This is a genomic window from Streptomyces sp. NPDC059875, assembly GCF_042731085.1.
Taxonomy (GTDB): Bacteria; Actinomycetota; Actinomycetes; order Streptomycetales; family Streptomycetaceae; genus Streptomyces.
The window spans coordinates 48,661-74,622 of sequence record NZ_JBHWJZ010000011.1; the positions used below are offsets into that span (position 1 = coordinate 48,661).

Consider the following 25,962-nt stretch of genomic DNA (forward strand, 5'->3'; position numbering starts at 1 on the left):
TCGGGGCGCCGGCGCGGGCGACTCAGGACCTGAACGCCGAGACGACGACCCGGGGCACCGTCGCCAGGAGTCGGGGCGCGTCCTCCGCCTCGTCCACGAGCACCTGGGCCGCCGCCTCGCCCATCTCCCGGGCGAGCGCGTCCCTGGATCCCAGGATCCGTTCGTACACGGCGAGCTGACGCTCGGTGGACCCCTCGACGACCTGGGTCTCGATGTCCTCGAAGCCCGCCGGCTCGAGGAACCAGGAGTAGTCGAAGTGCGGGGGCGCCCAGGTCGTGAAGACCAGCGGGCTCCCCGGCCGCAGCAATCGGGCCAGCTCCTCGAAGGCCGCCACCTTGTCGATCACCATCCACAGTGCGTCGACGCTCATCGCTCCGTCGAACGCGGCCTCGGGCAGTCCGGTGTCCGTCGCGCTCGCCGCGTGGAACGAGGCGGGCGGTGCGCCCTCGAAGGACTGGGCCATCCTCGCGGCCTCCGCCACCGCCTCGGCGACGACGTCGACACCCGTCAGCGATGCCTTCAGCTCACGGGCGACCCAGAGTCCGGGCCCGCCGCGGCCGCAACCGATGTCGAGCAGTCTCGTCACCTCGAACGGGGCGAGGAACTCCGCGAACGACCGCAGGTCGCGACGCGTCACGAAGCCGAACGGCTCCACCTCGTCCGGGTACTCCTCGCCGTAGACCTCCTGGTAGATGGCCCGCAGGGTGCCGCCGGAGCGCTGGTTGGCCAGCACGGGACGGTAGCGGTCCTCGTACACGATCGCCGATTCGTGACTGGTCACAGAGCTTCTCCCCGCCGGTGGTCGAGAGTCGCGCGCAGCGAGTACATCAGGGGTACCCGGGGCTTGCCGTCGGGGCCCTTGAAGGTGCCGTCCTCGTGCGCGTCGAGTGAGTGGAACTTCTGGAACAACGTGATGTCGTGCTCGTTCAGGAAGTCGATGCGCAGCCCCGCCGAGACGAGCGCCGACACGACCTCGCCCAGCCCGTGCTGGAAGGCGACCGCCTGGGAGTTCTCCGTCGACGCCTTGGTGTCGGCATACGTTCCCGACATGTCGCTGATCTGGGGTCCGGAGTCGAAGTAGTCGTGGACGACGGTCCGTCCGTCGTACCCCAGGGTGTCCGCGAAGGGGTGGAACTCCGAGAGGTAGAGGAAGCCGCCCGGAGCGAGCAGGGAGACGACCGTCTCGGCCCATCGCCGGATGTCCGGCAGCCAGCAGAGCGCCCCCACACCCGTGTAGACGATGTCGTACGCCTGCGTACCGAGCCGGGCCGGCGACTCGTAGACGTCGGCCGTCTCGAAGCGTGCGTCGAGGCCCAGTTCGGCGGCGAGTTCCCTGGCCTGCTCGATCGCCGGGGCCGAGAAGTCGAGCCCGGTGACCCGCGCGCCGCGCCGGGCCCAGGAGAGGGTGTCCAGACCGATGTGGCACTGCAGATGGGCCAGGCGCAGGCCGCTGACGTCGCCGACCTCGCGCAGCTCGAACTCCCGCAGCGGGTCGGCGCCGCGTCGGAAGCCCTCCACGTCGTAGTAGTCGCTCTCGACGTGGATCGGCACCCGCTCGTCCCACAGCGCGCGGTTGACCTCCAGGTAGTCGGTCTCCTCCTCCACGGGCGCTCCGGCCGCCGTCAGGCCCTTGATCAGGGTGGCCTGACCGCCCAGGGTGCGGGCGACGAGCATCGCCCGTACCGGGATCTCGATGCCGAGTTCCCCGGAGAGCCGGGAGGTGACCCGCGTGATCAGCAGGGAATCGCCACCGAGGTCGAAGAAGTCGGAGTCGTCGGTGAGCGCGCTCTCCCCGAGGAACTGTGCCCAGGCGCGGGTCACCGCGTCATGCACGTCGGTGGTGTGCGCGGGTGTGTCCGCCTGTCCGTCCCGTGCCGGCCGGGAATCCGCCGACGTCTCCTGGAGCGTTCCCTCGTGCGTCGGCGTCCCGGGTACGGGAGCCTCGGTGCGGTCCGGGGCGGCAGCCCGGGCGGTACCGGCCAGAGCCTCGGGTGCGATCCGGCTCGGCCCGGCGAACGGGTATCCGGGCAACCGGACCTTCCGGCCCTCGCCGCAGAGCGCGGCGACATCGAGCGGCTGTCCCAGAGTCCACAGCGCGCCCAGCGCCGCGAGCGGCCCCTCGCCGCTGTGCCCGGAGCGCGCCGAGGACAGCGCCACGGTGTGCAGTCCGGCCGTCTCCGCCGGCGCCGAGAGAGCCCGACCCGGTCCGACCTCGACCGCGACGGCCCCTGGGAACAGCTCGGCCGCTGCGGCGAGCGCGTCGGCGAACCGGACCGTACGGCGGGCCTGTTCGGCGTAAGCCCCGGGAGCGATCTCCGCCCCGATCGGGATGATCCGCCCGGTGGTGTTGGACGCGATCGGGACGGTGGGCCGACCGAGCCGGACGCCGGTGAGCGCCGCGAGCAGCTCCGGCACTGCGGGTTCGAGGAGGGCCGAGTGGAAGGCGTGGCTCGTGCGCAGCGGACGGGTGAACACGCGGTCGCCGAGCCATGCGCGGAAGGAGTCGACCGCCTCCGCGGGACCGGCCACGACCACGTTGTCCGGTCCGTTGACGGCGGCGAGCTCAAGACCGCCGCCGGACTCCGCGAGCAGCTTCTCCGCCCGCGCCGCGCCGCAGCCGAGGGCGAGCATCGCACCGGGCGGGCAGTTCTGCATGGCACGTCCCCGAGCCGTCACGAAGGCGGCCGCGTCCGTCAGGTCCATGACCCCGGCGAGGCAGGCCGCCGTGATCTCTCCGAGGCTGTGCCCGACCAGTGCCGCGGGGGTGACGCCGAGCCCGGTCAGCGCGGTGGCCGCGGCGTACTCGAGCGCGAAGAGCGCGGGTTGGGCCAGTTCCGTGGCTTCCAGCTCCTCCGCGGGGAACTCCGTGTCCAGGAGCGCGCGGCGCAGGGTCGCGGCCTGCTCCGGGGCGAAGGCGGCGAGGCAGGTGTCGAGCGCCTCGGAGAAGCCGGGGAGTTCCTCGGCGAAGGGCAGCGCCATGCCCGGTCGCTGCGTACCCTGGCCCGGCAGCAGGAAGATCACCGGTGCGGGCCCGGCGACGGGGCGGCTGCCGCGCGCCACGGACGTCCCCTCGGTGAGCCGCTCGGCGATCTCGGCCGGCCGCCGGCCGGACACGGCGAGGCGGCGCGGGAGTTCGGCCCGGCCGGTGGCGAGGGTGTGGGAGACGTCGGCGAGGTCGGGAGCCTCCTCGCCCAGATGGGCGGAGAGCTGGGCCGCGGATCGGTCGAGGGCGTCGGGCGTGGCGGCCGAGAGCAGGACCAGCCGCTCGCGCTCCGGCCCGACGGTGGCCACGGGTTCGGGCGACGGGGCCTGCTCGAGGATCACGTGGGCGTTGGTGCCCCCGATGCCGAAGGAGCTGACCCCTGCCCGCCGGGGTCCCGTGGCGTCGTCCCAGGGACGGGCTTCGGTGGGGACGAAGAGCGGGGAACCGTCCGTCTCGAGCAGCGGGTTGAGGCTGCCGAAGCCCGCCACCGGTGGCACGATGCCTTCCTTCACCACGAGGAGCGCCTTGATCAGCGCGGCGAGGCCGGCGGCGGCGTCCAGATGGCCGATGTTGGCCTTGAGCGCTCCCACGGCCACCTGGCCGGGCCGCGCGCCCAGATCGGCAAGGGCAGCCGAGGCGGCCGACCATTCGATGGGGTCGCCGACCCGGGTTCCGGTGGCGTGCGCCTCCAGATAGCCGAGGGTGGAGGCGTCCACGTCGGCGCTGTGCAACGCCGCACGGATGACGGCTTCCTGGCCGATGGCGGACGGGGCGTGGTAACCCGCCTTGGCGGCACCGTCGTTGTTGATCGCGGTGCCGAGGATCACGCCGTGCGGGGCGACGCCGTGGGCCAGGGCGTCCTCGAGCGGGCTCAGCACCACACAGGCCACTCCGGAGCCGCCGATGACGCCGTCCGCGCTCGCGTCGAAGGGCCGGCAGGCCCCCGAGGGGGAGAAGATGCCGCCCGGCACGTAGAGATGGCCGGCCTGGGGGAAGTCGACGGCTGCCGCGACCACGACGGCCTGGTCGCACTCACCGTTGAGGAGGGCCTGAACGGCGGTGTGGAGGGCGACGAGCGACGAGGAACAGGCGGTCTGCACGGTCAACGCGGGCCCGGTCAGGCCGAGTTTGTAGGCGATCCGGGTGGCCAGGTAGTCCGGCTCGGTGCCGCGCAGCGCCTGGTCGAACGACGCGGGATCCAGGGCGCCGCCGGTCAGCATGGCGCGCATGTACGTGCTCCCGCCGGCCGAGGCGTAGACACCCGTACGGATCGACTCGTCGCGCGGGTTCCTTCCCGCGTCCTCGAGGGCGGCCCAGGCCACCTCGAGCATGAGGCGGGACTGGGGGTCCATCAACTCGGCGTCGCGGGGGCTGACATGGAAGAGTTCGTTGTCGAAACGGTCGGAGTGGGGAAGGTGTCCCCGGACCGGAACGTAGTCGGGATGGTCGACGCGGGCCTGGGGCACGCCGGCCCCGAGCAGTTCGTTCCGTTCGAATCGGGTGGTCAGCACCCGGCCGGCTTTGAGGGCTTCCCACCATGAGGCGATGGGGCCGCCGGGGAATCGGGCGGCCATACCGGTGACGGCCACGTCGAGGGATCGGTCGCGCGTCATATCCCCGACACCTCGCCGTTTCGGCGCGGTGTGAAGGGCGTCGACGCGACGCCTCGACATTTCTCCGACGGTTTCTTCATGATTCCCCCACAAGGTGTGTATCAGCGCGTCCGCGCACATGGGCAAGAGATTTCCAGGTGAATGGCAAGATCAAGCCGAATCGACTCCGCGGCCCGCTCGCATCGCCCGTTCCACGGCGAGAGCCCCGGCGGTCAGCACGGTGAAAACGGCCCCGGTCACCACCGTGCCGGTCCAGCCGTGGGCGCTGTAGGCGGCGGCACCGACCAGCGAACCGATCGCGCCACCGCCGAAGGACGACAGCATGAAGATCGTGTTCAGGCGTGCCACCTTGTCCTCACCGAGGACGAAGAGCCTGGCCTGATTGGCCACTTGACTGCTGCTCGTGCCTAGAATCAGCAGATTGCTGCCCACGACGAGTGCGGCCATCGATCCGCCCAGGAACGCGAACAACGCGAATGAGGCGGCGATGCAGCCCAAGGCCCAGACGTTGACCACGGTCGGGCCGTGCCGGTCGTTCAGCTTGCCCGCATAGGCCGAGAGCAACGCGGCGGGCAGCCCGTACAGACTGAACAGCCCCGCGAGGGCAGGTCCCTGGTGGAAGGGAGGTGCTGCCAGATGGAACGTCAGCGTTGCCCAGAAGGCACTGAAGGCGGCGAACACCGTCGCGCCGAGGAACGCGGAGAACACCACCTCCCGATGAGAGGTGAGCAGCCCGGGAAGCGTGGCCAGGAGCTTGCGGTAGGGAAGCCGGACACCACCCGCGCCCAGCCGCTCAGGCATGGCGCGACGGAGAGCCGGGAGGAGAGCCGCGGTCATCACGGCGGCCACGACGTAGGCCGTGCGCCAGTTGCCGCTGAGGTCGGACACCGCTCCGGAGAGCGTACGGGAGACCGTCGCTCCGAGTGTCAGTCCGAGGCCGATGAGGCCGACGACGTGCCCGTTCCGTTCCGGACCCGCCAGGGCCGCGGCGACGGGCGTGACGATCTGGGGAAGCACCGTGGTCGTGGAGACCGCGAGGGTCGCCACGAGGAGGGTGACCACGTTGGGCGAGGCCGCGGCGACGAGCAGTCCGCCGCTGGTCAGCACCAGCAGAATGGTCGTCAGCCGCCGCACGTTCGCCGTGTCCGCCAGCGGCACGATCAGGAAGATGCCGAGGGCGTAGCCGATCTGCAGGGCGGAGGCGACGAGGCCGGCGGTGTCCTGCGACACCTTCAGCCCTTGCGCGATGGCCTCGAGAAGAGGTTGCGGGAAGTAGATGTTGGCGACGGTGACGGCGCCTGCGAGGGCCATGACCAGGACATTCACCCGGGCAGGGGACGACCGGGAAAGATCGTCCCGGGCGGCGTCACCTGGGGCCATGGAGTGTGGGGCGGTCAAGGGGACCCTCTCGTGAAGGGGTGGCCTGGTCCGGTCTGCGGACGCCAGGGAATCGCGTCGCCGCCGAAACTAGTGCAGCTGTCACGCGCAGGCAAGAAGTTGCCATGGAATTGGCAATTGACTGTTGCCGCTTCGCGCGGAGTGCCCTCTTCTACTTGCCAAGCCATGCCACACCGGGTTATCCTCGTTCGTCACCGAGGCCGATTTGATCAGAAACGTGTCACGTGCGCGACAAGTATGGCAATGGACGAAGAGGTCGCCCGGTACACCGATACCAACCCGTTCCATCAATTCGCTTCTGGGGCACTTCACATGCTGGAACAGCCTGCATTCGGGCGCAGACTCAAGCGATTGAGACACGAACGCGGTCTTTCACAGGCGGCGCTCGCCGGTGCCGGTATGTCCACCGGCTATCTGTCGCGGCTGGAGTCGGGCGCCCGGAATCCCACGGACCGTGCCGTCACCTACCTGATCAAGCAACTCGGCGTGAACCTCGCCGAGTTCGAGGAACAGCAGACGGTCTCGCTGGCACAGGCGCTCACCATCGTCACCTCCATCGATTCCGACTCGGGGGGCGAACTGCTGGAGACGGCACTGGCGAGCGACGACAGCCAGGATCTCCTGCTGCGCTGGCAGGCCCTGTGGCTGCTGGCCCAGTGGAAGCGCCGCCACGGCGAGCACGCCATGGAGCTGGAGTACCTCGAGGAGCTCGTGGCGCTCGGCGACGAGGTCGGCCTGCCCGAGCTGCGGGTGCGGGCGCTGACCCAACTCGCCAGGTGCCTGCGCTCGTCGGGTGACATCGTTCGCGCGGTCGATGTCGCCATCACGGCGCACCGGGTGGCCGGCACGCATGAACTCGCCACCCAGGACGTCGTCCTCATCCTCCTCGCCCTCGTCTCCGTCGAGACCGAGGCGGGACGCCTGCCGGACGCGAAAGCGCACTCCGACGAGCTGCTCGAACTGGTCGAAGGACGCTCCGACGCCCTGTGGGCCGAGTCGCTGTGGACCGCTGCGGCGATCCGTGTCAGGCAGGGCGACTTCGACGCCGCCCAGACCCTGCTGGACCAGGCTCTGCGGGGGTTCCAGAGCAGTGAGAACCTCGTCCTGTGGCTGCGACTCCGGGTCGCCGCGGCCAGGCTGCACCTCCAGAAGGTTCCGTCCGAGGTGGATGTCGCCCAACGCTATGTCGAGGCGATCGAAAGCGGCCTCCCGTTCGCCGGAACGCCCGCGCTGGAGCAGGAGTTGATCTCCCTCAAGGCCGATCTTGCGTTCCGTGAGGGCCGGTACATGGACGCTCGCTCGCTGCTCGGCCGGATCGACCAGTCGGGACTGCTCATGTCCTATCGGGACCAGGTGAGGCTCGACGTCCTGGACAACCGGCTGCGGATCGTGGAGGGCCGCGAGGAGGAGGGGCTGCGCGGCATGCAGCGGCTTGCCCAGCAGGCCCACGCGACGTCCAACGTGGACCTCGCCGCGGACATCTGGCGCATCGCCGCCGAGACCCTGGTCGAGGTCCGGGGCGTATCGAACGACACCCAGCCGCAACCCTGATCCGAGCGCCGGACCGCCCCGGCCGAACCACACAGCACGCACCCCCCAGCAGGCCCTGATCGCACGTCGGTCAGGGCCTGCCGCGCGTCGTGCCCCAGGCCACCGCAGGCGCGCCCAGCCCACCCGACCGGCAGTCGATCATGCCATCTTTGCCAGCCCCTTTCCCAGCATGTTGCCTGCTGGGCGCGTGTTGTTACAACTCCTCACACCCAGGATCTGGAAACTATTGCCAGCATAGAAGATCTCGTGGCAATGTCTTGCCTCGCATTGGGAACCGAGGCGCCACCAACGGCTGCCCACCAACCCCAAAACCCAGGGTGGAGACTATGAGGAGTGCTGAAGCACGCCCCATCGCAGTGCTGGTGGACGCTTACACGACTGGCAATCACTTGCCTCCCGCCTTCGACCGGCTCGGCGTGCACGTGGTGCACGTCCAGAGCACTCCCGAGCTGATGACGTCGATGACCTTGCCCGAGCTCACCGCCTACAAGGCGGTGATCCCGTACGGCACCCCCGAGGACACCGCGGCGCGGCTGGCCGAGTACCAGCCGATCTGCGTGATCCCCGGCCAGGAGCCCGGCGTCCCCCTCGCCGACGAGCTCTCCGAGCGGCTCGGGCTGCCGACCAACGGCACCGCGCTCTCGGCCGCGCGCCGGGACAAGTACGAGATGATCGAGGCCCTGCGCCGCGCCGGCCTGCGCTGCGCCGAGCAGTTCAGGAGCAACGACCCGCAGGCCCTGGTGGACTGGGCGGAGGCCCGCGGCGAGTACCCCGTGGTCGTCAAGCCGCTCTCCTCCGCCGCGACCGAGGGCGTGGCCGTCTGCCGCGACTCCGAGGAGGTCCGCAAGGCTGCCGAAGCCGTGCTGGGCACGCAGAACATCTTCTTCGAGAGCAACGACGAGGTGCTGGTCCAGTCCTTCCTCCAGGGGGAGGAGTACATGGTCGACAGCGTGTCCTACGAAGGCCGGCGCTACTTCACCGGTGTCTGGCAGTACCACAAGCGACTGCGTGACACGCACCGCATCTACGACCAGGAGACGCTCTGCTCCCCCGAGCTGAGCCCGGTGCCCGAACTGGTCGCCTACACCGACGAGGTGCTCACGGCGCTCGGCATCGAGTACGGCCCGGTCCACGCCGAGGTCATCATGACCGCTCAGGGCCCCACGCTCGTCGAGATCGGCGCCCGGCTCAGCGGCGGGGTGCTCCCCGCGTTCAACGACCTGTGCCACGGCGTCAACCAGGCGGACATGGCGGCCCTCGCCTACGCGCGGCCCGCCGAGTTCCTGGAGACGTACGCCGGCCGTACCTACGCGAAGCTGCGCGAGGCCGCGGTGATCGACACCGCCACCGAGCTCGACGGGATCGTCGAGAGCATCGACGAGGACGTGTTCAAGGAGATCGAGTCCCTGGAGTCGGTCCACTTCCTGCGCGCCAAACTGCGGCCCGGCAGCCCCATCCGCCCCACCGTGGACCTCTACACCTCCACCCTCGTGGCCTACACCGTCCATGAGTCGGCGGACCGACTGCGGCAGGACTACGAACGCATCCAGCAGCTCAAGGACCGTGTGTACCGCCTCGCCGACAGCTCGGAGGCCGGCAAGTGACCTCTCGACCCAGCACGCCCGAGCCGAGCACGGACGCCGCGGAATCCACGGACGCGGACGCGCCGCATCTGCTCCTGATCGGCGGTGGTGGCGCGATGACCCTCAGCATCGATGTCGCCGTCGACGCACTGGACCAGGCCCGCGAGCGGGGCATGCGCACGCATGTGACCAACCAGGCCGACACGCTGGAAGCCACCCGTGAGGTCGGGGAGCACGCCGACGCGGTGTCCGCGGTGGACTTCGAGGACCCGGCCGGCACCGCCGAGTGGGCGCTGAACCTGGCCAAGGACCGTCGCGTCGATCTCGTCTTCGGTGTACGGGAGATGGCCCAGCAGGCCGTGGCGGAGACCGCCCGCGCGCTCGGGCTGCCCGGCAATCCGCCCGAGGCCGTCAGCCGTGTCCGTACCAAGGACGCCTGCCGGGCGGCGCTCACCGCCGCCGGATTCCGGCAGCCCGCCGTCGCGCTCTGCGCCGACGAGGAAGAGGCCCGCGCCTTCGCCCTTGGCCACGGTCCCGGTCCCTGGGTGGTCAAGCCACGCGACGGATCGGACAGCGAGGGCGTCCGCAAGGTGACGGAAGCGGACCGGTTCCGCTCCGCGATCGCGGAACTTCCCGAGCCTCATCTCCCCTTCCTCGTCGAGGAGTTCGTCGAGGGCGAGGAGTTCAGCGTCGAGGGTGTCTTCATCGGCGGCCGGCCCACGGTGCTGGCGGTGACGGAGAAGGAGAAGCTGGAGCCGCCGCACTTCGTCGAGATCGGCCACGTGCTGCCGGCCCCTCTTCCGGACGGGGCACGCGAGGAGATCGAGGAGCAGGTCCGCGCCGCGCTGACCGCCCTGGGCCTCCGCTTCGGCCTCTTCCACGTCGAGTTGTGGCGCACCCGGGACGGGATCGTCCTCGGCGAGGTGCACTCCCGGATAGGCGGCGGCTGGATCCACCGGATGCTGACGCACACCCGTCCCGGCCTCGAGCCGTACGGGACGGTCTACGACGACATGCTCGGGCGTTCCGTCGAGCTCCCCGCGGGCCCGGTCCGTGCCGCGGCCTCCCGGTACTTCTCGCCGCCGCCCGGCCGCCTGGTCTCCGTGGAGGGGTGGGAGGAACTGCGCGACCACCCGGCGGTGCTCCACACCGACCTGCTGGTCTCCCCCGGTGACCTCATCCGCCCCTACCGCAGTGGCGAGGACCGGGTGGGCGTCGTGGTGGTGGGCGCCGACACACCCGAGGCCGCCCGAGCCCTGGCCCGAGAGCTCGCCGATTCCGTCCGCTGGGTGACGGAGCCCGCCGACGCCGTCTCCGTCACGCTCGAACCCCGGCCGCTCACCAGCTCGTTCCAGATCTCCCACATGACGATCGAGACGGTCGACATCGTGCGGCTGCGGCTGCTCGACGCCGCCGAACAGGTTCTCGGCGAGGGGGAGATCGCCGCAGATCTCGGCTACGGCCAGAACGGTCCCGTGATCGCCTCCGAGGCCGAGACCCTCGCCCGCGCCCTGGTCGCGGACGTCTCCGCGTACCACGGCGACGACCAGGTGGCGTGGCTCTCCGAGCGGCTGGCGCGGGCCGCCGCCGACGGTGTCGGCGCACCCGCCCGGATGCTCGTGGAGATGGCGTTCCTCGACCGGGCCGCCCGGCTGGCCGAGGTGCCCCTGTGGCAGCTCCTCGCCCTGCCGGACCCCGGCCGGATCGAGCTCCTCCACACGGTCCCCATCGGCGAGGAGATCCCGAACGACGGCCGCCCTCTGAAGATCAAGCTCGGGGGCCCGCAGGACGAGAGCGTGCTGCGGTCCCTGGTCGGCGCCGCCGGTCCGCTGATCCTTGATGTCAACGGAGGCTGGGACCGGGCTGAGTGGGAGCGCCTGCGCGACCTCGTCGCTGCGCTCGCCCCCGCCGTACTGGAGGATCCCGCCCGCGACGCGGGTCTCATCGAGGAGATACGCGAGGCCCTGCCCTCCTCCACCGTGATCCTCGACGAGGGCATCGACTCCCTGGAGGGTGCGGAGCACGCCGCCGCAACCGCCGGCGGAGTCAACGTCAAGCTGATGCGCTTCGGCGGACTGCTCCCCGCGCTGGCCGCCCTCACCCGCGCCGGCGAACTCGACGGCGCCCGGATGCTCGGCTGCTTCCTCGAGCCGCCCCGCGCCATCGCCTACGCCGCGCAGCTCGCGGGCCTGTGCGACTGGACCGACCTCGACGGCCACTTCTGGGTCAGCGAGGACCCCGTCGTCCAGGAGTACCGGCTCGACAGCTCCGGCCCCGGCATCCCCCGTATCTCCTACGGCTCCGGGCCGGTCGTGCCCCAGGAAGGCGGATCGGCATGAGCGGGCAGCGGCGGACGGCACCGTACGGCAGTTGGCCGTCACCGATCAGCGCCATGGACGCGGCCCGGGGCGAGGCTCTCGTCGAGTGGGTGGGCTTCGTCGGCGAGGAGGTCTGGTGGACCGAGGCGCGCCCCGAGGAGAGCGGACGCAGCGCGCTCATGCGGCACACCCCCGACGGAATCACCGAGGCGCTGCCGCCCGGCTGGGACGTCCGTACCCGGGTGATCGAGTACGGCGGCCGGCCCTGGCTGCCGCTGTCCCGTTCCGCTGAGGACGGCATCGTCTTCACTCACGCCGCCGACCAGCGGGTCTACCGCTGGCGGCCGGGGTCCGAGCCGGTTCCGCTCAGCCCCGCCGGAGCGTGGCCCGGTGAGCTGCGCTATGCCGACTTCGCCGTGCACGGGGACGAGGTCTGGTGTCTGCGCGAGGCGGTCTCCGACGAGGCGGCCCTCCGCGCCGTGCGGCACCTGGTGGCGCTCCCGCTCGACGGCAGCGCCCAGGACGACCCCTCCGCCGTACGGGAGTTGGCGGCCGGCCACGACTTCCTGACGGGTCCCCGGATCGAACCCGGCGGTGGCCGGGTGGTCTGGCTGGGCTGGAACCATCCGGCGATGCCCTGGGACACCACCGAGCTGATGGGCGCGTCCATCAAGGCGGACGGCACGCTCACCGAGCCGGTCAGGCTCGCCGGCGGCGGCCGGGAGTCGATCGCCCAGGTCGAATGGGCGGCCGACGGATCCGGACGGCTGTATGCCGTCACCGACCCCGACGGCTGGTGGAACGTCCACGAGATCCTGCCGGAGGGCGGATCGCGCAACCTGTGCCCACGTGCCGAGGAGTTCGGTGATGCCCTGTGGCGCATCGGCCTGAGGTGGCTCCTTCCGCTGGCCGACGGCAGTCTGGCCGTGCTCCACGGAATCGGGGAGCGCCGGCTCGGTGTCCTCACGCCGGACGGGCGGTTGACCGACGGCGCGAGCAGCGCCACCGAGTGGTTCTTCCCCGCGACGGACGGCCGTCGTGTCGCCGCGGTGGCCGGCGGCCCCGATCTACGGCGCACGGTGGTGCTGACCGATCCCGTGACCGGCACGACCGAGGTGCTGCGCGCCCCGGCGGGTGCGGACACGGACGCCTGGGCGAGCACGCCCCACCGGCGCACGTACCGCGGCCCGGACGGGGCCGAGGTGCACGCCCATGTCTACCCGCCGGGGAACCCCGAGTTCACCGGCCCCGAGGGTGAACTGCCGCCCTGGGTGGTCTTCGCGCACGGCGGTCCCACCGGTCGCACGTTCCTGATGCCGAATCAGGAGATCGCCTACTTCACCAGCCGCGGCATCGGCGTGCTCGACGTGCAGTACGGCGGTTCGACCGGCTACGGCCGCGCATACCGCGAGCGGCTGCGCGAGACCTGGGGCGTGACCGACGTACGCGACTGCGCCACCGCGATCCGCGGTCTGATCGCTGGCGGTCTCGCCTCCCCGGACCGCATCGCGATCCGCGGCGGCAGCGCCGGCGGCTGGACGGCGGCGGCGTCGCTCGCCGCCGAGCCGGAGCTCTACCGGGCCGCGGGCATCTACTACCCGGTGCTCGACGCCGTCGGCTGGCGTACGCAGGGCACGCACGACTTCGAGTCCCGGTATCTCGACGGGCTCATCGGTCCCTGGCCCGAGGCCAAGGACCGCTACGAGGCGCAGTCCCCGCTGGCCGGGGCGTCCCGCATCCGGGCTCCGTTCGTCCTGCTCCAGGGGCTCGACGACACCGTCTGCCCGCCGGCCCAGGCCGAGCGGCTGCTCGCGCTCCTCGAAGGATCGGGCGTGGCACACCGCTATCTGACCTTCGAGGGCGAGGGGCACGGCTTCCGGCGGTCCAGCACCGTCGTCGCCTCGCTCCAGGCGGAGCTGGAGCTGTACGGGCGCGTCCTGGGCTTCGCGCCCACGGCCTGATCTCCCCCCCACCTCGCGCCTTCCCCACTCCCCCGCCCGAAAGAACGCACCACCCAGCGCGAATCAACAGAAGGACGGGCATGTCCGCAATCGAGCAACTGAACTTCGACCGGCTCGACCCCGGGGTGAGAAAGGAACTCCGGGAACTCTGCCGCCTCGACAACTACCACGGCCCGCTCGCGGTGCTCATCGAGTACGCCCTGATCGCCGCCTCCGTGGCCCTGTGCGTCGGAGTCTCGTACTGGTTCTATCCGGTGGCCCTGATCGTCATAGGCTCCGTACAACGCTTCCTCGCCCATTTCCTGCACGAGTCCAGCCACAAGACGCTCGCCCGCAACAAGACGCTGAACCTGATCGGCGGGTCGGTGTTCGCCGGTTACCTGGTGTGGCATCTGTACGGCCCCTACCGCAGCTCCCACGTGGGCAACCACCACCGCAACCTGGGCGACGCCGACACCGACCCCGACTACGCGTTCCACATCGAATGCGGCCTGTACGACACCGAGCGCTCCGACCGGAACTTCTTCCTGAAGGAAGTGGTCCTGTCCGTCCTGGGCCTGCGCACCTTCGCCTACATCGGCTACATCGCCCGCGAACGGGTCTTCTGCGACAGCTCTCAGATCAGCGTGTCCGTCCCCGTGTCCCTGCGGGTCGAGCGGGCGGTCTTCCTCACCCAGTGGACGCTCGTCATCGGGCTGTGCGCCTGGTTCGGATGGCTGCCGGAGCTGCTGCTCTTCTGGTTCGTTCCGTTGTTCACGACGAATGTGGCCATCGGCTGGCTCGCCGAGCTGTCCGAGCACTATCCGATGCCGGAGAGCGAGAACCAGCAGGTGCTCCTCACCCGGAACCGTCACGGGCGTTTCCTGGAGCAGTTTCTGATCAGTCGTCATAACGATCGTTACCACCTTGTCCACCACATGAACGCCGGCATTCCGCACTGGAACCTCGCCCGCGCCCACCGCGTCCTGCTGCGCGACCCCGGTTACGCCGCCTGGGACGGTCTGTGGGCCGGCGCCTTCACCCGGCCCCGCTCCCGCCGCGACAAGGAGACCGTCATCAGCTACGCGGTCAAGTACCGCCAGTGGCGCAGGGACGGTGGCGACCCCGGGGCGGCCGAACCCACCTTCGCCCGCGTCATGATGCTCGCGGCCGCTTCCTCCACCACCCCACAGGCATAGCAGGGCAGTTCCCCTCCCATTTGGAAAGTTCGAGGTAGCGTCATGAACTCCGAGCCCTCGCAGCGTGTGCTGCACGAGGCCGCGTCCCGGGGACTGCGTGCCCTGGCGGCCGACGAGCGGTGCCGCAGCGCCTTCACGGCACCCGGCTCCGTACTCCAGGACATCCTCTCGCCCGCGGCGCGCCGGTACGTACTGGCCGCCGACCGGGACGAGTTCCTCGGGCACCTCGCGGTCCTCCGCGAGAAGTCCTATGGCATCACGGTCGAGTTCGTCGGAGAGGAGAACTCCGACCCGGTGGAGATCGAGCGGGTGGTGCAGGAGTACCTGACCGTGCTCGGCCACGATCCGGTGCCGGGCCAACTCGGCTTCGACCTGTCCAACGTGGGCCTCACCGTCTCCCGCGAGCTCGCCCTGAGCAACAGCGCGCGGATCGTCGAGGCCGCCGCCCCCAAGGGCTGCGAGGTCGTGCTGAGCATGGAGCGCTCGCCGGCCGTCGACGCGGTGCTCGGCGTCTACCAGGAACTCGCCGAGCGGTACGACAACGTCGGCATCACCCTCCAGGCCCATCTGTACCGGACCGAGCAGGACATCGCCGCGGTCGCCGAGCCGGGCCGGCGCGTGCGGCTGGTCAAGGGCGCCTTCCAGGAGCCCGCCGAGGTCGCGCTCCGCCGCGGTCCGGCGCTCGACGGCCGCTATCTCCGGTTCGCGGAGCAGCTCGTCGACGCGGGCGTCCGGCTCAGCCTCGCCACCCAGGACCCCGCGGTGCTGGCGCAGGCGGCGGACAGTGGACTGCTGGCGCGGGTCGACGAGATCGAGATGCTCCACGGCGTGCGGCCCTCCCTGCTGCGCGACTACCAGGAAGCCGGCCACCGGTGCCGCATCTACGCGACGTACGGCGAGAACTGGTGGCTGCATCTGCTGCACCGGCTGGCGGAGCACCCGCCGATGGTCCTCACGGCTCTGGCGGACCTCGCCGACCGGGGAGAGCGCACCGTCGGGGCAGGCTACTGACCGGACCCTGGTGGTCCATGGCCGCACAGGTCGATTCGAGAGCGAGGGAGTACGAAGTGGCAGAGCAAGGCGCGCGTGAATCCGATGGCAGGCTCATTCACCTCAACACGGCCGGTGCCGGGCTGATGCCGGACACCGTCCGCACGGCCATGGAGGCCTGCATCGAGCGCGAGGCCGCGATCGGGTGCTACGAGACCGAGGAGTCCCTGGACGACCTGTTGCAGGGCGAGGTCTACGAGCGGCTCGCCCGGGCGATCGGGGCCCCGGTCGAGGACGTCGCGCTGTTCGACAGCGCGACCCGGGCGTGGTGCGCGGTCGTGCCCAAGCTGCGGGTCGGTCCCGCCGACCGGGTGTGGGTCACCCCGTACGAGTACGCGGGCAACCTCATCTCGCTGTTCTCCCTGCGCGACCGGACCGGTTGCCGGATCGAGGTCGTCCCCACCCTGCCGAACGGCGACCTCGATCTGGAGTGGATGGCCACGCACATCGCCGACGACGTGGCCCTGGTGTCGGTGACCCACATCCCGTCCGGCTGCGGCATCGTCAACCCGGTGGAGGAGATCGGCCGGATCCTCGCGCCGTACCGCTGCTTCTACGCCGTGGACGCGTGCCAGTCGATCGGCCAGGTCCCGGTCGACGTCTCCCGTATCGGGTGCCAGCTGCTCACCGGCGCCGGCCGGAAGTTCATGCGCGGACCGCGCGGCACCGGTTTCGCCTATGTGGCACCGCGGTTGCGGGAGGCGCTGGTCACCGACTTCCACGATCTCCACGTGGCTCACGTCGACTCGCCCACCGGCTACCGGGTCACGGACGCGAGCGCCCGCGGCCTGGAGCTGGCCGAGCGGACCACGGCGGCGGTGGCCGGTCTCAACGCGGCGCTCGCGCTCTACGAGTCGGGGACCCCCTTCGACCACAAGGAGGTGTTCCGGGCGCTGCGCGAGACGGTGGGGCGGACCCCGGGTGTCGAGCTCATCGCCCCGGGAGAGGTGCAGTCGGGCATCGTGTCCTTCCGGCACGCGGCCGTCCCCGCCGACGAGATCCGTCGACGGCTCGGCGAGCGGCGCATCAACGTCTGGAAGATCGTCGGCAACCACACCCCGCTCTACATGGCCGAACGCGGTGTGGAGACGGCGGTCCGGGCATCGGTGCACTACTACAACACCCTGGAGGAGATCGAGACGTTCGGCCGCGCCCTGCGCGAGGTCGTCGGCGCCGGAGGCCGGGCATGACGTCCCTGCACGCGGCGGTACGACGGCACGCCGAGGTCAGGCCCGAGGCCACCGCTCTGCTCTCCGGCACACGATCGGTCGGCTACGGGGAGCTGGACCGCAGGGCCGACGCCTGGGCGGAGGCGCTCGCCCACCGGGGGGTCGGCCCGGGTGAACTGGTGCCGATCCTGCTGCCGCGCGGTGTGGACCTGGTCGTCGCGATCCTGGCGATTCTCAAGCTGGGCTCCGCCTACGCGGTTCTGGACACGGGCTGGCCGGAGCGGCGCATCCGGGAGATCGTCGAGGACCTGGACGCCCGGCTGGTCGTGGCGGGGCCGGAGGGCGCCGGCGTGCCCCCGGGGGTGCCCGTCTGGTCCGTGACCGACGCGCCGGTCGGACCGGCCACCGGATTCCGGCCGGTCGACGTGGCGGAAGCGGCCCCGGCCTGCGTGTTCTTCACCTCGGGGACGACGGGGCGGCCCAAGGGCGTGGTGGTGCCGCACAAGGCGGTCGCCCGGCTCGTACGCCCCGACGGGTTCGCCCGGTTCGCCGAGGACACCGTGATGCCGCTGGCCGCGGCGCTGCCCTGGGACATGTTCTCCTTCGAACTGTGGGGCGCGCTGCTCGGCGGAGGCACCTCGCTGATCATCGGCGAGCCGTATCTGTCCGCCCAGGCTCTGCGCGAGGGGGTGTCCGCACACGGCGTGAACACCGTGTGGCTCACCAGCAGCCTGTTCAACATGATCGTGGACGAGGACCCGGACGCCTTCGCCGGACTGACTCAGCTCATGATCGGCGGAGAGCGGCTCTCCGTCCCACACGTGCGCGCCTTCCTCCGTCACCATCCCGGGATCGCGCTGGTCAACGGCTACGGCCCGGCGGAGAACACGGCGCTCTCCACCACCCACCGGATCGTCGAGGCGGACTGCGAGCGGCCCGGTGGCATCCCCGTCGGCCGCCCCGTGCCCGGCACGCGGATCCACCTGGTCGACGGCGAGATATGCGTCTCGGGCGACGGCCTCGCCCTGCGCTACCTGGGCGACCCCGCGCTCACCGCGGCACGCTTTCCCGAGGTGACGGTGGAGGGGCGGGCCGTACGCGTCTATCGCACCGGTGACCTGGGGGAGATCGACGACGAGGGGCTGCTCCACTACCGCGGCCGCGCCGACCGGCAGACGAAGATACGCGGCCACCGGGTCGAACCTGCCGAGGTGGAGCGGCAGATCGAGCGGCTGCTGCCCGCCGTCCGGCACTGCCGGGTGGTGGCACGTCGCGACGGTGCGGGCGCCGTCGAAGCGCTGCTGGCCTTCTGCGTGCCGCACACCCCGGGCGACCCGCTGGAGGGCGTCGCCGCGGAGCTGCGCGCGGGTCTGGTGCACTACCAGCGCCCGGAGGCCGTGATCAGCGTCCCCTCGTTCCCGCTGACGGGCAGGGGGAAGCTGGACGAGCGTGCCCTGCTGGCGCTGGCCCGCGCGCACGGCGCGCCGGCGGTGGCCAGGGCAGGGGTCCAGGACCCTGCCGCCGCGGCAGAGGACCCTGATGTCCGACGGGTCGCCCAGGTGTTCGCCGGGGTGCTCGGCGTCGAGGCGGTGCCCGCGGACGTCCCGTTCACCGAACTCGGCGGCACCTCCCTCGGGGCCGGCCGGGTGTGCGCACGGCTGGCCACGGAGCTCGGGCGGCCCGTTCCGCTGACACGGCTGTACGAGCATCAGACCGCCCGCGCTCTCGCGGCCTGGCTGCGCGACACCCCCGGGACGGCGCCCGCCGACGCGGCGACGCCGACCGGGGACGTACCGCTCACCCCCATGCAGAGCGTGTATCTCACGCGGCACCTCCTGGACCCCGAGGACCGCACCGCGCACTGTCTGATGCTGTGGACCGTCGAGGGCGAGCTGGACCTGGACGCCCTCGAAGCGGCGGTACGGGACGTGCACCGGCGGCACGAAGTCCTCGGCTCGGCCTATCTGCTGGACCCCGAGCCCGTCTGCCGCCCGGTCGACGCTCCCGGCCCGGTGCTGGAGGTGCTGCCCGCGGCGCCGGACACCGAGGCCGCGGTCGAGCTCCTCCGGGAGACGCTCGCCGAGCCTCTGGAGATCACCGAGGCGGATGTGTGGCGCACCGTCCTGGTGCCGCTGGAAGACGGGGCCTCACCGTCGCGGAGCCACGTCCTCGGCTGCGTGGTGCACCACATCGCCTTCGACGGCGGATCGGAATCCGTGCTGGCCGCGGATCTCGCCGAGGCGTACGGGGAACGCGTCCGTACCGGCCGGGCGCCCGCACGGCCCCCGGCGCCTTCGGCGGCGCGGACCCACCGTCTGCGAGCGGAGCGGCTCGCACTGGCCGACATCGACGGCCAGCGGGCCTGGCTCGTCGAGGAGTTGACCGGCGTACCGGAGGTGAACTGGCCGGGCTTCCCCGCGGCCGGGGAGAAGCTCCCGCCGGGCCGGTGCGAGGTGACGCTGGAGGCGGAGACCGTGGCGCGACTGGACAGGGCGGCCGCCCGGTTCCGGGTCACCCGCTTCACCCTGCTGCTGTCCCGCTACGGCCGGCTGCTCGCCGACCTGACCGGCGGCGAGGACTTCGCGGTCGGGATTCCGGTCTCGCAGCGCCAGGACGGCAGCCTCGACCGCGCCGTCGGCTGCCACATCGACATGGCCTGCATCCGGCTGCGCGGGGCCGCCCTCGGTGCGGACCCCGACGCCGTCGCCGCGACCGCCCGGATCGTCGAGCGGAGCTTCCTCGCCCAGGACCTCGCCTTCGACGAGGTGGTACGTCTGATCAACCCGCCCCGCACCGGCCGGGCGCCGCTCTTCCAGACCCTGTTGGTCCTTCAGGACAACGTCGTCCCGGCCTTGCCGCTGGAGGGGCTCGCCACCGGGTTCGTGCGCCCGCGCTATCTCGAGATCCCGCTGGAGGTCCAGACCGAGGTCTGGCCGCTGGCCGACGGAAGGCTGCGTCTGGTGGTCAACCACCGCCCCGACGCCGTGTCGCCCGAAGTGGCGCACGGCCTCCTCAAGGGCTTCGCCGAGCTGCTTCGCACCGTTCCGTCGGGAGATCCCTCATGACCCTCTCCGTCCTCGATCCCGCCCGGCTGATCGACCCCGCGTTCCACGCGGACAACGCGGCGCACACCGTGTGGCGCGCGATGCGTGAGCACGACCCGATGCATTGGCACGAGCCGGGCCGGTACCCGGGGTTCTGGTCCCTGACCCGGTACGAGGACATCCGTACCGTCAGCCGCGACGCCCGGGTCTTCAGCTCGGCCCGGGGGATTCTGCTCCGACCCACCGCGCAGGGCACCGACATCGGCGGTGGCCGGACCCTGGCGCTCACCGACCCACCCCGGCACAAAGCGCTGCGCAACCTGGTGGCCGACTGGTTCACCACCCGCTCGGTGCGCTCGCTCGAGGAGTCGATGCGGGGAGCGGTACGGTCCGTCCTGGCGCACGCGATCGAGCTGGAGGAGTGCGACTTCGTCACGGAGGTCGCGGCGCGCCTGCCGCTGTACGTCATCTGCCGGCTGATGGGGGTGCCGGACGAGGAGCAGGAACTGCTCTTCTCCCTGACGAAGCTGGCGTTCGCGGCCGGCGAGCCGGAGACCCGCAGCGCGGCCCACCTGCAGATCATGCAGTACTTCACCGAGCTCATGTACCAGCGCATGGACAGCCCGGCCGACGACCTGGTGAGCGCGCTGGTGATGGGCAGGATCGACGGGGAGTTGCTCTCCGAGGAGGACGTGCTGCTCAACTGCGACAACCTGCTCGTGGGCGGCACCGAGAACGTCCGGCTCGCCGTGTCGAGCGGTCTCCACACCTTCCTCGACCACCCCGGCGACTGGGAACGTCTGCGTACGGAACGGGAGTTGCTGCCGACGGCGGTCGAGGAGGTGCTGCGCTGGACGTCGAGCGCCACGCATGTCATGCGGACGGTCACCGAGCCGGTGGTGCTGCACGGACAGCGGTTGGAGGCGGGCGACCGGGTGGTGGTGTGGATCCCGTCGGCCAACCGCGACGAACGCGTCTTCGCGGACCCGGACCGCTTCGACATCACGCGCACGCCCAACCGTCATCTCGCTCTCGGGATCGGCGAGCACTTCTGCCTCGGCGGGATGCTGGCGCGGGTGGAGATGCGGATCTTCTTCTCCGAACTCCTCGACATGGTGAAGAGCATCGAGCAGACGGGTCCCGCGGTGCCGGTGGAGTCCATCGTCGTCAGCGGCCTGGAGCGGCTGCCGGTCCGACTCACGGCCCTGTGAGCGGCAGGCGCTGAGAGGAGCCTCGTCCCATGCCTTCCCTGTTTCCGATCATCGCCCTGGTCGCGGAGGAGTCGGCCGCTGTCACCGCCCGAGGCGGCGCCGAAGCACCGCCTCGCGACATCCGCCCCACCCCTGTCGACCGCGCGCCGCAGCGCCCCCTCGGGGCCGCCCACCCCGAGGACGGCGCCCCGGGGGTGGTCATCCGTTCAGTGCGGGGATGACCTCGGCGCCGTACGCGTCGATCGTGGCCTCGCGGGCGTCGTGCATGTTGTAGACGGCGAACTGGTCGACGCCCAACTCCTTCAGCCGGCGCAGCTTCTCGATGTGGGCCTCGGCCAGCCCGAGGAGGCAGAAGCGGTCGACGATCTCGTCCGGGACGAAGTCGGTGGACGGGTTGTCGGCCCGGCCGTGGTGGCTGTAGTCGTAGCCCTGCCGGTCCTTGATGTACGCCGTCAGGGCCTCGGGGACCATGTCGGAGTGCTCCCCGTACTTGGCGACCAGGTCGGCGACGTGGTTGCCGACCATCCCGCCGAACCAGCGGCACTGCTCGCGGGCGTGCGCCAGGTCGTCGCCGACGTAGGCGGGTGCGGCGACGCAGATGGTGAGCGCGTCGGGGTCCCGGCCGGCGTCGGTGGCGGCCTGCCGGACCGCCTTGACCATCCATTCCGTGAGGAACGGGTCGGCGAGCTGGAGGATGAAGCCGTCGGCCTTCTGTCCGGCGAGGGCGAGGGCCTTCGGGCCGTACGCGGCCATCCAGACCGGCAGCTTCCCGTTCTTGATCCAGGGGATCCGGACCGGGTTGCCGTCCACGTCCGCCTCCCGGCCCTCGGCGAGGTCGCGGATGACGTCGATGGCCTCGCCGAGCCGGGCGAGGGTGTTCGGCTTGCGGCCGGCGACGCGCATCGCGGAGTCGCCGCGGCCGATGCCGCACACCGTCCGGTTGCCGTACATGTCGTTGAGGGTGGCGAAGGTGGAGGCGGTGACCTCCCACGTTCTGGTGCCCGGGTTGGTGACCATCGGGCCGACGTGCAGCTTGGTGGTGTGCTCCAGGATCTGGCTGTAGATGACGAACGGTTCCTGCCAGAGCACGGCGGAGTCGAAGGTCCAGCCGTAGCGGAATCCGTTGCGCTCCGCCCGGCGCATGAGGCCGACGACCGCCGATGCGGGCGGGTCGGTCTGCAGGACGAGTCCGAAGTCCACGTGGTTCTCCTAGTTCAGGTACTGGCAGGTGGATCGGGGGGTGAAGACGCCGTGTCCGGCGCGTCCGGTGAACTTCCGCTGGTCGATGACGAGTTCGCCGCGGGAGAGCACGGTCTCGACCTGGCCGGTGACGGTCTTCCCCTCGTACGCGGAGTAGTCGACGTTCATGTGGTGGGTGTCCACCGACAGGGTCTGGCGGACGTGCGGGTCGTAGATGACGACGTCCGCGTCGGCGCCGGGCGCGATCGTCCCCTTCTGCGGGTAGAGGCCGAACATCCGGGCCGGTGTCGCGCACGCGATCTCGATCCAGCGGCGGCGGCTGATGTGCCCGTCGACGACGGCCTGGTGGAGCAGGTCCATGCGGTTCTCCACGCCCGGCAGACCGTTGGGGATCTTCGAGAAGTCCCCTCGGCCCAGCTCCTTCTGCCCGACGAAGCAGAACGGGCAGTGATCCGTGGACACCACCTGGAGGTCGTTCGTCCGCAGGCCGCGCCAGAGCGCCTCCTGGTGCTCCTTGGGCCGCAGCGGCGTCGAGCAGACGTACTTGGCGCCCTCGAAATCGGGCTCGGCGAGGTTGTCGGTGGAGAGGAAGAGGTACTGGGGGCAGGTCTCACCGAAGACGGGGAGCCCCATGTCCCGGGCCGCCGCCAGCTCCCGTACCGCCTCGTCCGCGGAGACGTGCACGACGTAGAGCGGCGCCCCGGCGACCCGGGCGAGCTGGATGGCCCGGTGGGTGGCCTCGGCTTCCAGCAGGACCTTGCGGACCTCGCCGTGGTGGCGGGGGTCGGTCTCGCCACGGGCGAGCGCCTGCTCGACCAGCACGTCGATGGCGATGCCGTTCTCGGCGTGCATCATGATCAGCCCGCCGTTGGCCGCCGAGCGCTGCATCGCCCGCAGGATCTGACCGTCGTCGCTGTAGAAGACGCCCGGATAGGCCATGAAGAGCTTGAAGGAGGTGACGCCCTCCTGGACGAGCTTGTCCATCTCCTTGAGCGTGTGCTCGTTGACGTCGGAGAGGATCATGTGGAAGCCGTAGTCGATCGCGCATGTGCCGTCGGCCTTGGCGTACCAGGAGTCGAGTCCTTCGCGCAGGGCGTGGCCGACGCTCTGCACGGCGAAGTCGATGATCGTGGTGGTGCCGCCCCAGGCGGCGGCCCGGGTCCCGGTCTCGAAGGTGTCGGAGGCGAAGGTTCCGCCGAACGGCAGCTCCATGTGGGTGTGCGCGTCGACGCCGCCCGGGATGACGTAGCGATCGGTGGCGTCGATGATGCGCCCGGCGGTCCACTGGCCGGCGGCGTCGGAGCCGTGCGCGGCGAGGGCGGCGATCCTGCCGTCCTCGATCAGGACGTCGGCGTGGATCTCGTCGGCGGCGGTGACGACGAGGCCGCCGCGGATGAGGGTTCGGGTACTCACGGGATTTCCCCCTCGTACGGAGTGAACTAGAGCGCGCGCAGAGCTTGTTCGAGGATGGCGGCGCCCTCTTCCGCCTCGGCCACGGTGAGCGAGAGCGGCGGGGCGATCCGCAGGGAGCTGGTGTTGTGGCCGCCGCCCTTTCCGATGAGGAGTCCGTTCTCGCGGGCCGCCTCCAGGACGGCCGTGGCCGCGGCGGGGTCGGCCTCGTCGGTGCCGGGCCGGGTCAGCTCGATGCCGATCATCAGGCCGCGGCCGCGCACCTCCCGTACCGCCTCGACGCCCGCCCCGGCGGCCCGCAGCCGCTCGATCAACAGGCCGCCGACGCGGCGGGCGTTGCCCTGGAGGTCGTGTTCGAGCAGATACCCGAGGTTGGCGAGGCCGGCGGCCATGGTGACCGGCGAACCGCCGAAGGTGGAGATCGAGTTGGCGTCGAGGCAGTTCATGATCTCGGCGCGGGCGACGACTCCGCCGACGGACATGCCGTTGCCGATGCCCTTGGCGAAGGTGAGCATGTCGGGCGGGCCCGCCTGGTCGTGCGCCTGCCAGCCCCAGAAGTGCTCGCCGGTACGCCCCCATCCGGTCTGCACCTCGTCGGAGATCCACAGGATGCCGTGCCGGTCCAGGACGCGACGGAAGGCGGCGTAGAGCCCGTCGGGCGGGGAGGTGAAGCCGCCGACGCCCTGGATGGGTTCGGCGATCAGCGCGGCGACGTCCCGGGTGTGGCCGAGGAGGTCTTCGAGGTCGGCGACGCAGGCGTCGACGAACCGTTCGTCGGTGTACTGCGCGTAGGGGCCGCGGGTGCGGACGCCGCCGTGCACGTACAGGGTCTGGAGCGGGGAGAGGCTCGTCGGGGACCAGGCGCGGTTGCCGGTGACGCCGACGGTGGAGAAGGACCGGCCGTGGTAGCTGTTGCGCATCGCGAGGATCTGATTGGAGCGGCGGTACGCGGTGGCGAGCAGCAGGGCCGTGTCGTTGGCCTCGGTGCCGGAGGTGGTGAAGAAGACCCGGGCGTCGGGGATGCCGGAGAGCGTGGCGATCCGCTCGGCGAGCTCGACCATCGGCCGGTTGAGGTAGAGCGTCGAGGAGTGGATGATGCGGCCGGCCTGCTCGGCGACGGCCTTGGTCACCTCGGGCACGGCGTGGGCGGTCATGGTGGTGAGGATGCCGCCGAAGAAGTCGAGGTACCTGTTGCCGTCGGCGTCCCAGACATGGCGGCCCTCGCCGTGGGTGATCTCGATGGGGTCCTTGTAGTAGAGGGCGACCCAGTCGGGGATGACGGCGCGGTGGCGGTCGTAGAGGTTGCTCACGGCTCCACCAGCCCGTCGTACGCGTCGGGGCGGCGGTCCCGGTAGAAGGCCCACTGCTGCCGGACCTCGTCGATGAGGCGGAAGTCGAGGTCGCGGACGACGAGTTCCTCGACCTTGTCGGAGGCGACGTCCCCGACGAACTGGCCGCGGGGGTCGACGAAGTAGCTGGTTCCGTAGAAGTCGTTGTCGCCGTACTCCTCCTGCCCGACCCGGTTGATGGCGGCGATGAAGTACTCGTTGGCGACAGCCGCCGCGGGCTGCTCCAGCTGCCAGAGGTAGGAGGAGAGACCGCGCGAGGTCGCGGACGGGTTGTACACCAACTGGGCTCCGTTGAGCCCGAGTTGCCGCCAGCCCTCGGGGAAGTGGCGGTCGTAGCAGATGTAGACGCCGACCTTGCCGACGGCGGTGTCGAAGACCGGCCAGCCGGCGTTGCCCGGGCGGAAGTAGTACTTCTCCCAGAACCCCTTGACCTGGGGGATGTGGTGCTTGCGGTACTTGCCGAGATACGAGCCGTCCGCGTCGATGACGGCGGCGGTGTTGTAGTAGAAGCCGGAGTCCTCGACCTCGAAGACGGGGACGACGATCACCATGCCGGTCTCGCGGGCCAGCTCGCGCATTCGCGTGACGGTCGGTCCGTCCGGGACGGGCTCGGCCCAGCGGTAGTGCTCGGGCTCCTGCACCTGGCAGAAGTAGGGGGCGTTGAACACCTCCTGGAATCCGATGACCTTGGCCCCCTGCCGGGCCGCCTCGCGGGCGTGCTCCTCATGCTTGGCGATCATGGATTCGGTGTCGCCGGTCCAGGTCGCCTGGACGAGTGCGGCGCGTACGACGTCGGTCATGAGCTGCTCCTTCGGCGCGGCGTCAGAGAGCCTCTACGCACGTAGACACGGTGCGTAGGAGGAGAACGTAAGCCCCGTCACACCCCGGAGCAAGACCACCGCCGTGAACCGCCGGAGTCGATCATGTTTCATACCCGAGTGGTC

Annotated in this window: 17 protein-coding genes; 10 read left to right on the forward strand and 7 right to left on the reverse strand. The window is 70.9% G+C overall.

Features of this window, described 5'->3' with window-relative positions; all coding sequences use genetic code 11:
- Positions 1-22: 22 nt before the first annotated feature.
- From ACFV9D_RS15915 to ACFV9D_RS15925, 3 genes are all read right to left on the reverse strand, one after another.
- Positions 23-781 (reverse strand): class I SAM-dependent methyltransferase, encoded by a 759-nt coding sequence (locus ACFV9D_RS15915; protein WP_385145774.1) that lies wholly within the window; start codon positions 779-781, stop codon positions 23-25.
- Positions 778-4,596 carry a type I polyketide synthase gene (locus ACFV9D_RS15920; RefSeq protein WP_385145776.1) on the reverse strand — a complete coding sequence of 1,273 codons (3,819 nt, stop codon included), beginning with the start codon at positions 4,594-4,596 and terminating at the stop codon, positions 778-780. The genes ACFV9D_RS15915 and ACFV9D_RS15920 overlap by 4 nt, the downstream gene beginning before the upstream one ends.
- Positions 4,597-4,746: 150 nt before the next feature.
- Positions 4,747-5,907, reverse strand: coding sequence for an MFS transporter (locus ACFV9D_RS15925; protein WP_385145778.1), 1,161 nt, complete (start codon positions 5,905-5,907; stop codon positions 4,747-4,749).
- 399 nt (positions 5,908-6,306) lie between these two features.
- Between ACFV9D_RS15925 and ACFV9D_RS15930 the strand changes: the two genes are divergently transcribed.
- The 10 genes from ACFV9D_RS15930 (at position 6,307) to ACFV9D_RS15975 (ending at position 21,280) form a co-directional block, all read left to right on the forward strand.
- A complete protein-coding gene (locus ACFV9D_RS15930) occupies positions 6,307-7,545 on the forward strand; it encodes a helix-turn-helix domain-containing protein (protein WP_385145780.1) in 1,239 nt (412 codons plus the stop codon).
- Between the two features lie 362 nt (positions 7,546-7,907).
- Positions 7,908-9,149: an ATP-grasp domain-containing protein gene (locus ACFV9D_RS15935; protein WP_385145782.1), complete on the forward strand. Its 1,242-nt coding sequence runs from the start codon at positions 7,908-7,910 to the stop codon at positions 9,147-9,149.
- Positions 9,146-11,467, forward strand: a complete 2,322-nt coding sequence (locus ACFV9D_RS15940) for an ATP-grasp domain-containing protein (protein WP_385145784.1) — start codon at positions 9,146-9,148, stop codon at positions 11,465-11,467. The genes ACFV9D_RS15935 and ACFV9D_RS15940 overlap by 4 nt, the downstream gene beginning before the upstream one ends.
- A complete protein-coding gene (locus ACFV9D_RS15945) occupies positions 11,464-13,407 on the forward strand; it encodes a S9 family peptidase (protein ID WP_385145786.1) in 1,944 nt (647 codons plus the stop codon). Before ACFV9D_RS15940 ends, ACFV9D_RS15945 begins: the two co-directional genes overlap by 4 nt.
- An 80-nt stretch (positions 13,408-13,487) precedes the next feature.
- Positions 13,488-14,585, forward strand: a complete 1,098-nt coding sequence (locus tag ACFV9D_RS15950; RefSeq protein ID WP_385145788.1) for a fatty acid desaturase family protein — start codon at positions 13,488-13,490, stop codon at positions 14,583-14,585.
- A 42-nt stretch (positions 14,586-14,627) separates the two neighbouring features.
- The gene (locus ACFV9D_RS15955; protein WP_385145790.1) at positions 14,628-15,596 is read left to right on the forward strand and encodes a proline dehydrogenase family protein; all 969 of its coding nucleotides are present in this window, start codon (positions 14,628-14,630) and stop codon (positions 15,594-15,596) included.
- Positions 15,597-15,652: 56 nt separating this feature from the next.
- Positions 15,653-16,825 carry an aminotransferase class V-fold PLP-dependent enzyme gene (locus tag ACFV9D_RS15960; RefSeq protein ID WP_385145792.1) on the forward strand — a complete coding sequence of 391 codons (1,173 nt, stop codon included), beginning with the start codon at positions 15,653-15,655 and terminating at the stop codon, positions 16,823-16,825.
- Positions 16,822-19,869, forward strand: a complete 3,048-nt coding sequence (locus tag ACFV9D_RS15965; protein WP_385145794.1) for an AMP-binding protein — start codon at positions 16,822-16,824, stop codon at positions 19,867-19,869. The genes ACFV9D_RS15960 and ACFV9D_RS15965 overlap by 4 nt, the downstream gene beginning before the upstream one ends.
- A complete protein-coding gene (locus ACFV9D_RS15970; protein WP_385145796.1) occupies positions 19,866-21,059 on the forward strand; it encodes a cytochrome P450 in 1,194 nt (397 codons plus the stop codon). The genes ACFV9D_RS15965 and ACFV9D_RS15970 overlap by 4 nt, the downstream gene beginning before the upstream one ends.
- Before the next feature lie 29 nt (positions 21,060-21,088).
- Positions 21,089-21,280 (forward strand): hypothetical protein, encoded by a 192-nt coding sequence (locus ACFV9D_RS15975; protein WP_385145798.1) that lies wholly within the window; start codon positions 21,089-21,091, stop codon positions 21,278-21,280.
- Here ACFV9D_RS15975 and ACFV9D_RS15980 read toward each other — a convergent pair.
- From ACFV9D_RS15980 to ACFV9D_RS15995, 4 genes are read right to left on the reverse strand one after another with little or no spacing between them, the layout of a single operon-like run.
- A complete protein-coding gene (locus ACFV9D_RS15980) occupies positions 21,258-22,259 on the reverse strand; it encodes a TIGR03842 family LLM class F420-dependent oxidoreductase (protein WP_385145800.1) in 1,002 nt (333 codons plus the stop codon). The genes ACFV9D_RS15975 and ACFV9D_RS15980 overlap by 23 nt on opposite strands.
- Before the next feature lie 9 nt (positions 22,260-22,268).
- Entirely contained in the window at positions 22,269-23,672 is a 1,404-nt protein-coding gene (gene hydA, locus ACFV9D_RS15985; protein ID WP_385145802.1) for a dihydropyrimidinase, read from the reverse strand.
- Positions 23,673-23,698: 26 nt separating this feature from the next.
- The gene (locus ACFV9D_RS15990) at positions 23,699-24,979 is read right to left on the reverse strand and encodes an aspartate aminotransferase family protein (RefSeq protein ID WP_385145804.1); all 1,281 of its coding nucleotides are present in this window, start codon (positions 24,977-24,979) and stop codon (positions 23,699-23,701) included.
- On the reverse strand, positions 24,976-25,818 hold the full coding sequence (locus ACFV9D_RS15995) for a nitrilase-related carbon-nitrogen hydrolase (protein WP_385145806.1): 843 nt from the start codon (positions 25,816-25,818) through the stop codon (positions 24,976-24,978). Before ACFV9D_RS15995 ends, ACFV9D_RS15990 begins: the two co-directional genes overlap by 4 nt.
- Positions 25,819-25,962 lie beyond the last annotated feature (144 nt).

What these genes read in the sequence shown, in the direction of transcription:
- ACFV9D_RS15920 (WP_385145776.1), bottom strand. Translation starts at nt 4,596, where the DNA reads ATGACGCGCGACCGATCCCTCGACGTGGCCGTCACCGGTATGGCCGCC.
- ACFV9D_RS15925 (WP_385145778.1), bottom strand. Translation starts at nt 5,907, where the DNA reads ATGGCCCTCGCAGGCGCCGTCACCGTCGCCAACATCTACTTCCCGCAA.
- ACFV9D_RS15930 (WP_385145780.1), top strand. Translation starts at nt 6,307, where the DNA reads ATGCTGGAACAGCCTGCATTCGGGCGCAGACTCAAGCGATTGAGACAC.
- ACFV9D_RS15945 (WP_385145786.1), top strand. Translation starts at nt 11,464, where the DNA reads ATGAGCGGGCAGCGGCGGACGGCACCGTACGGCAGTTGGCCGTCACCG.
- ACFV9D_RS15950 (WP_385145788.1), top strand. Translation starts at nt 13,488, where the DNA reads ATGTCCGCAATCGAGCAACTGAACTTCGACCGGCTCGACCCCGGGGTG.
- ACFV9D_RS15955 (WP_385145790.1), top strand. Translation starts at nt 14,628, where the DNA reads ATGAACTCCGAGCCCTCGCAGCGTGTGCTGCACGAGGCCGCGTCCCGG.
- ACFV9D_RS15965 (WP_385145794.1), top strand. Translation starts at nt 16,822, where the DNA reads ATGACGTCCCTGCACGCGGCGGTACGACGGCACGCCGAGGTCAGGCCC.
- ACFV9D_RS15970 (WP_385145796.1), top strand. Translation starts at nt 19,866, where the DNA reads ATGACCCTCTCCGTCCTCGATCCCGCCCGGCTGATCGACCCCGCGTTC.
- ACFV9D_RS15975 (WP_385145798.1), top strand. Translation starts at nt 21,089, where the DNA reads ATGCCTTCCCTGTTTCCGATCATCGCCCTGGTCGCGGAGGAGTCGGCC.
- ACFV9D_RS15995 (WP_385145806.1), bottom strand. Translation starts at nt 25,818, where the DNA reads ATGACCGACGTCGTACGCGCCGCACTCGTCCAGGCGACCTGGACCGGC.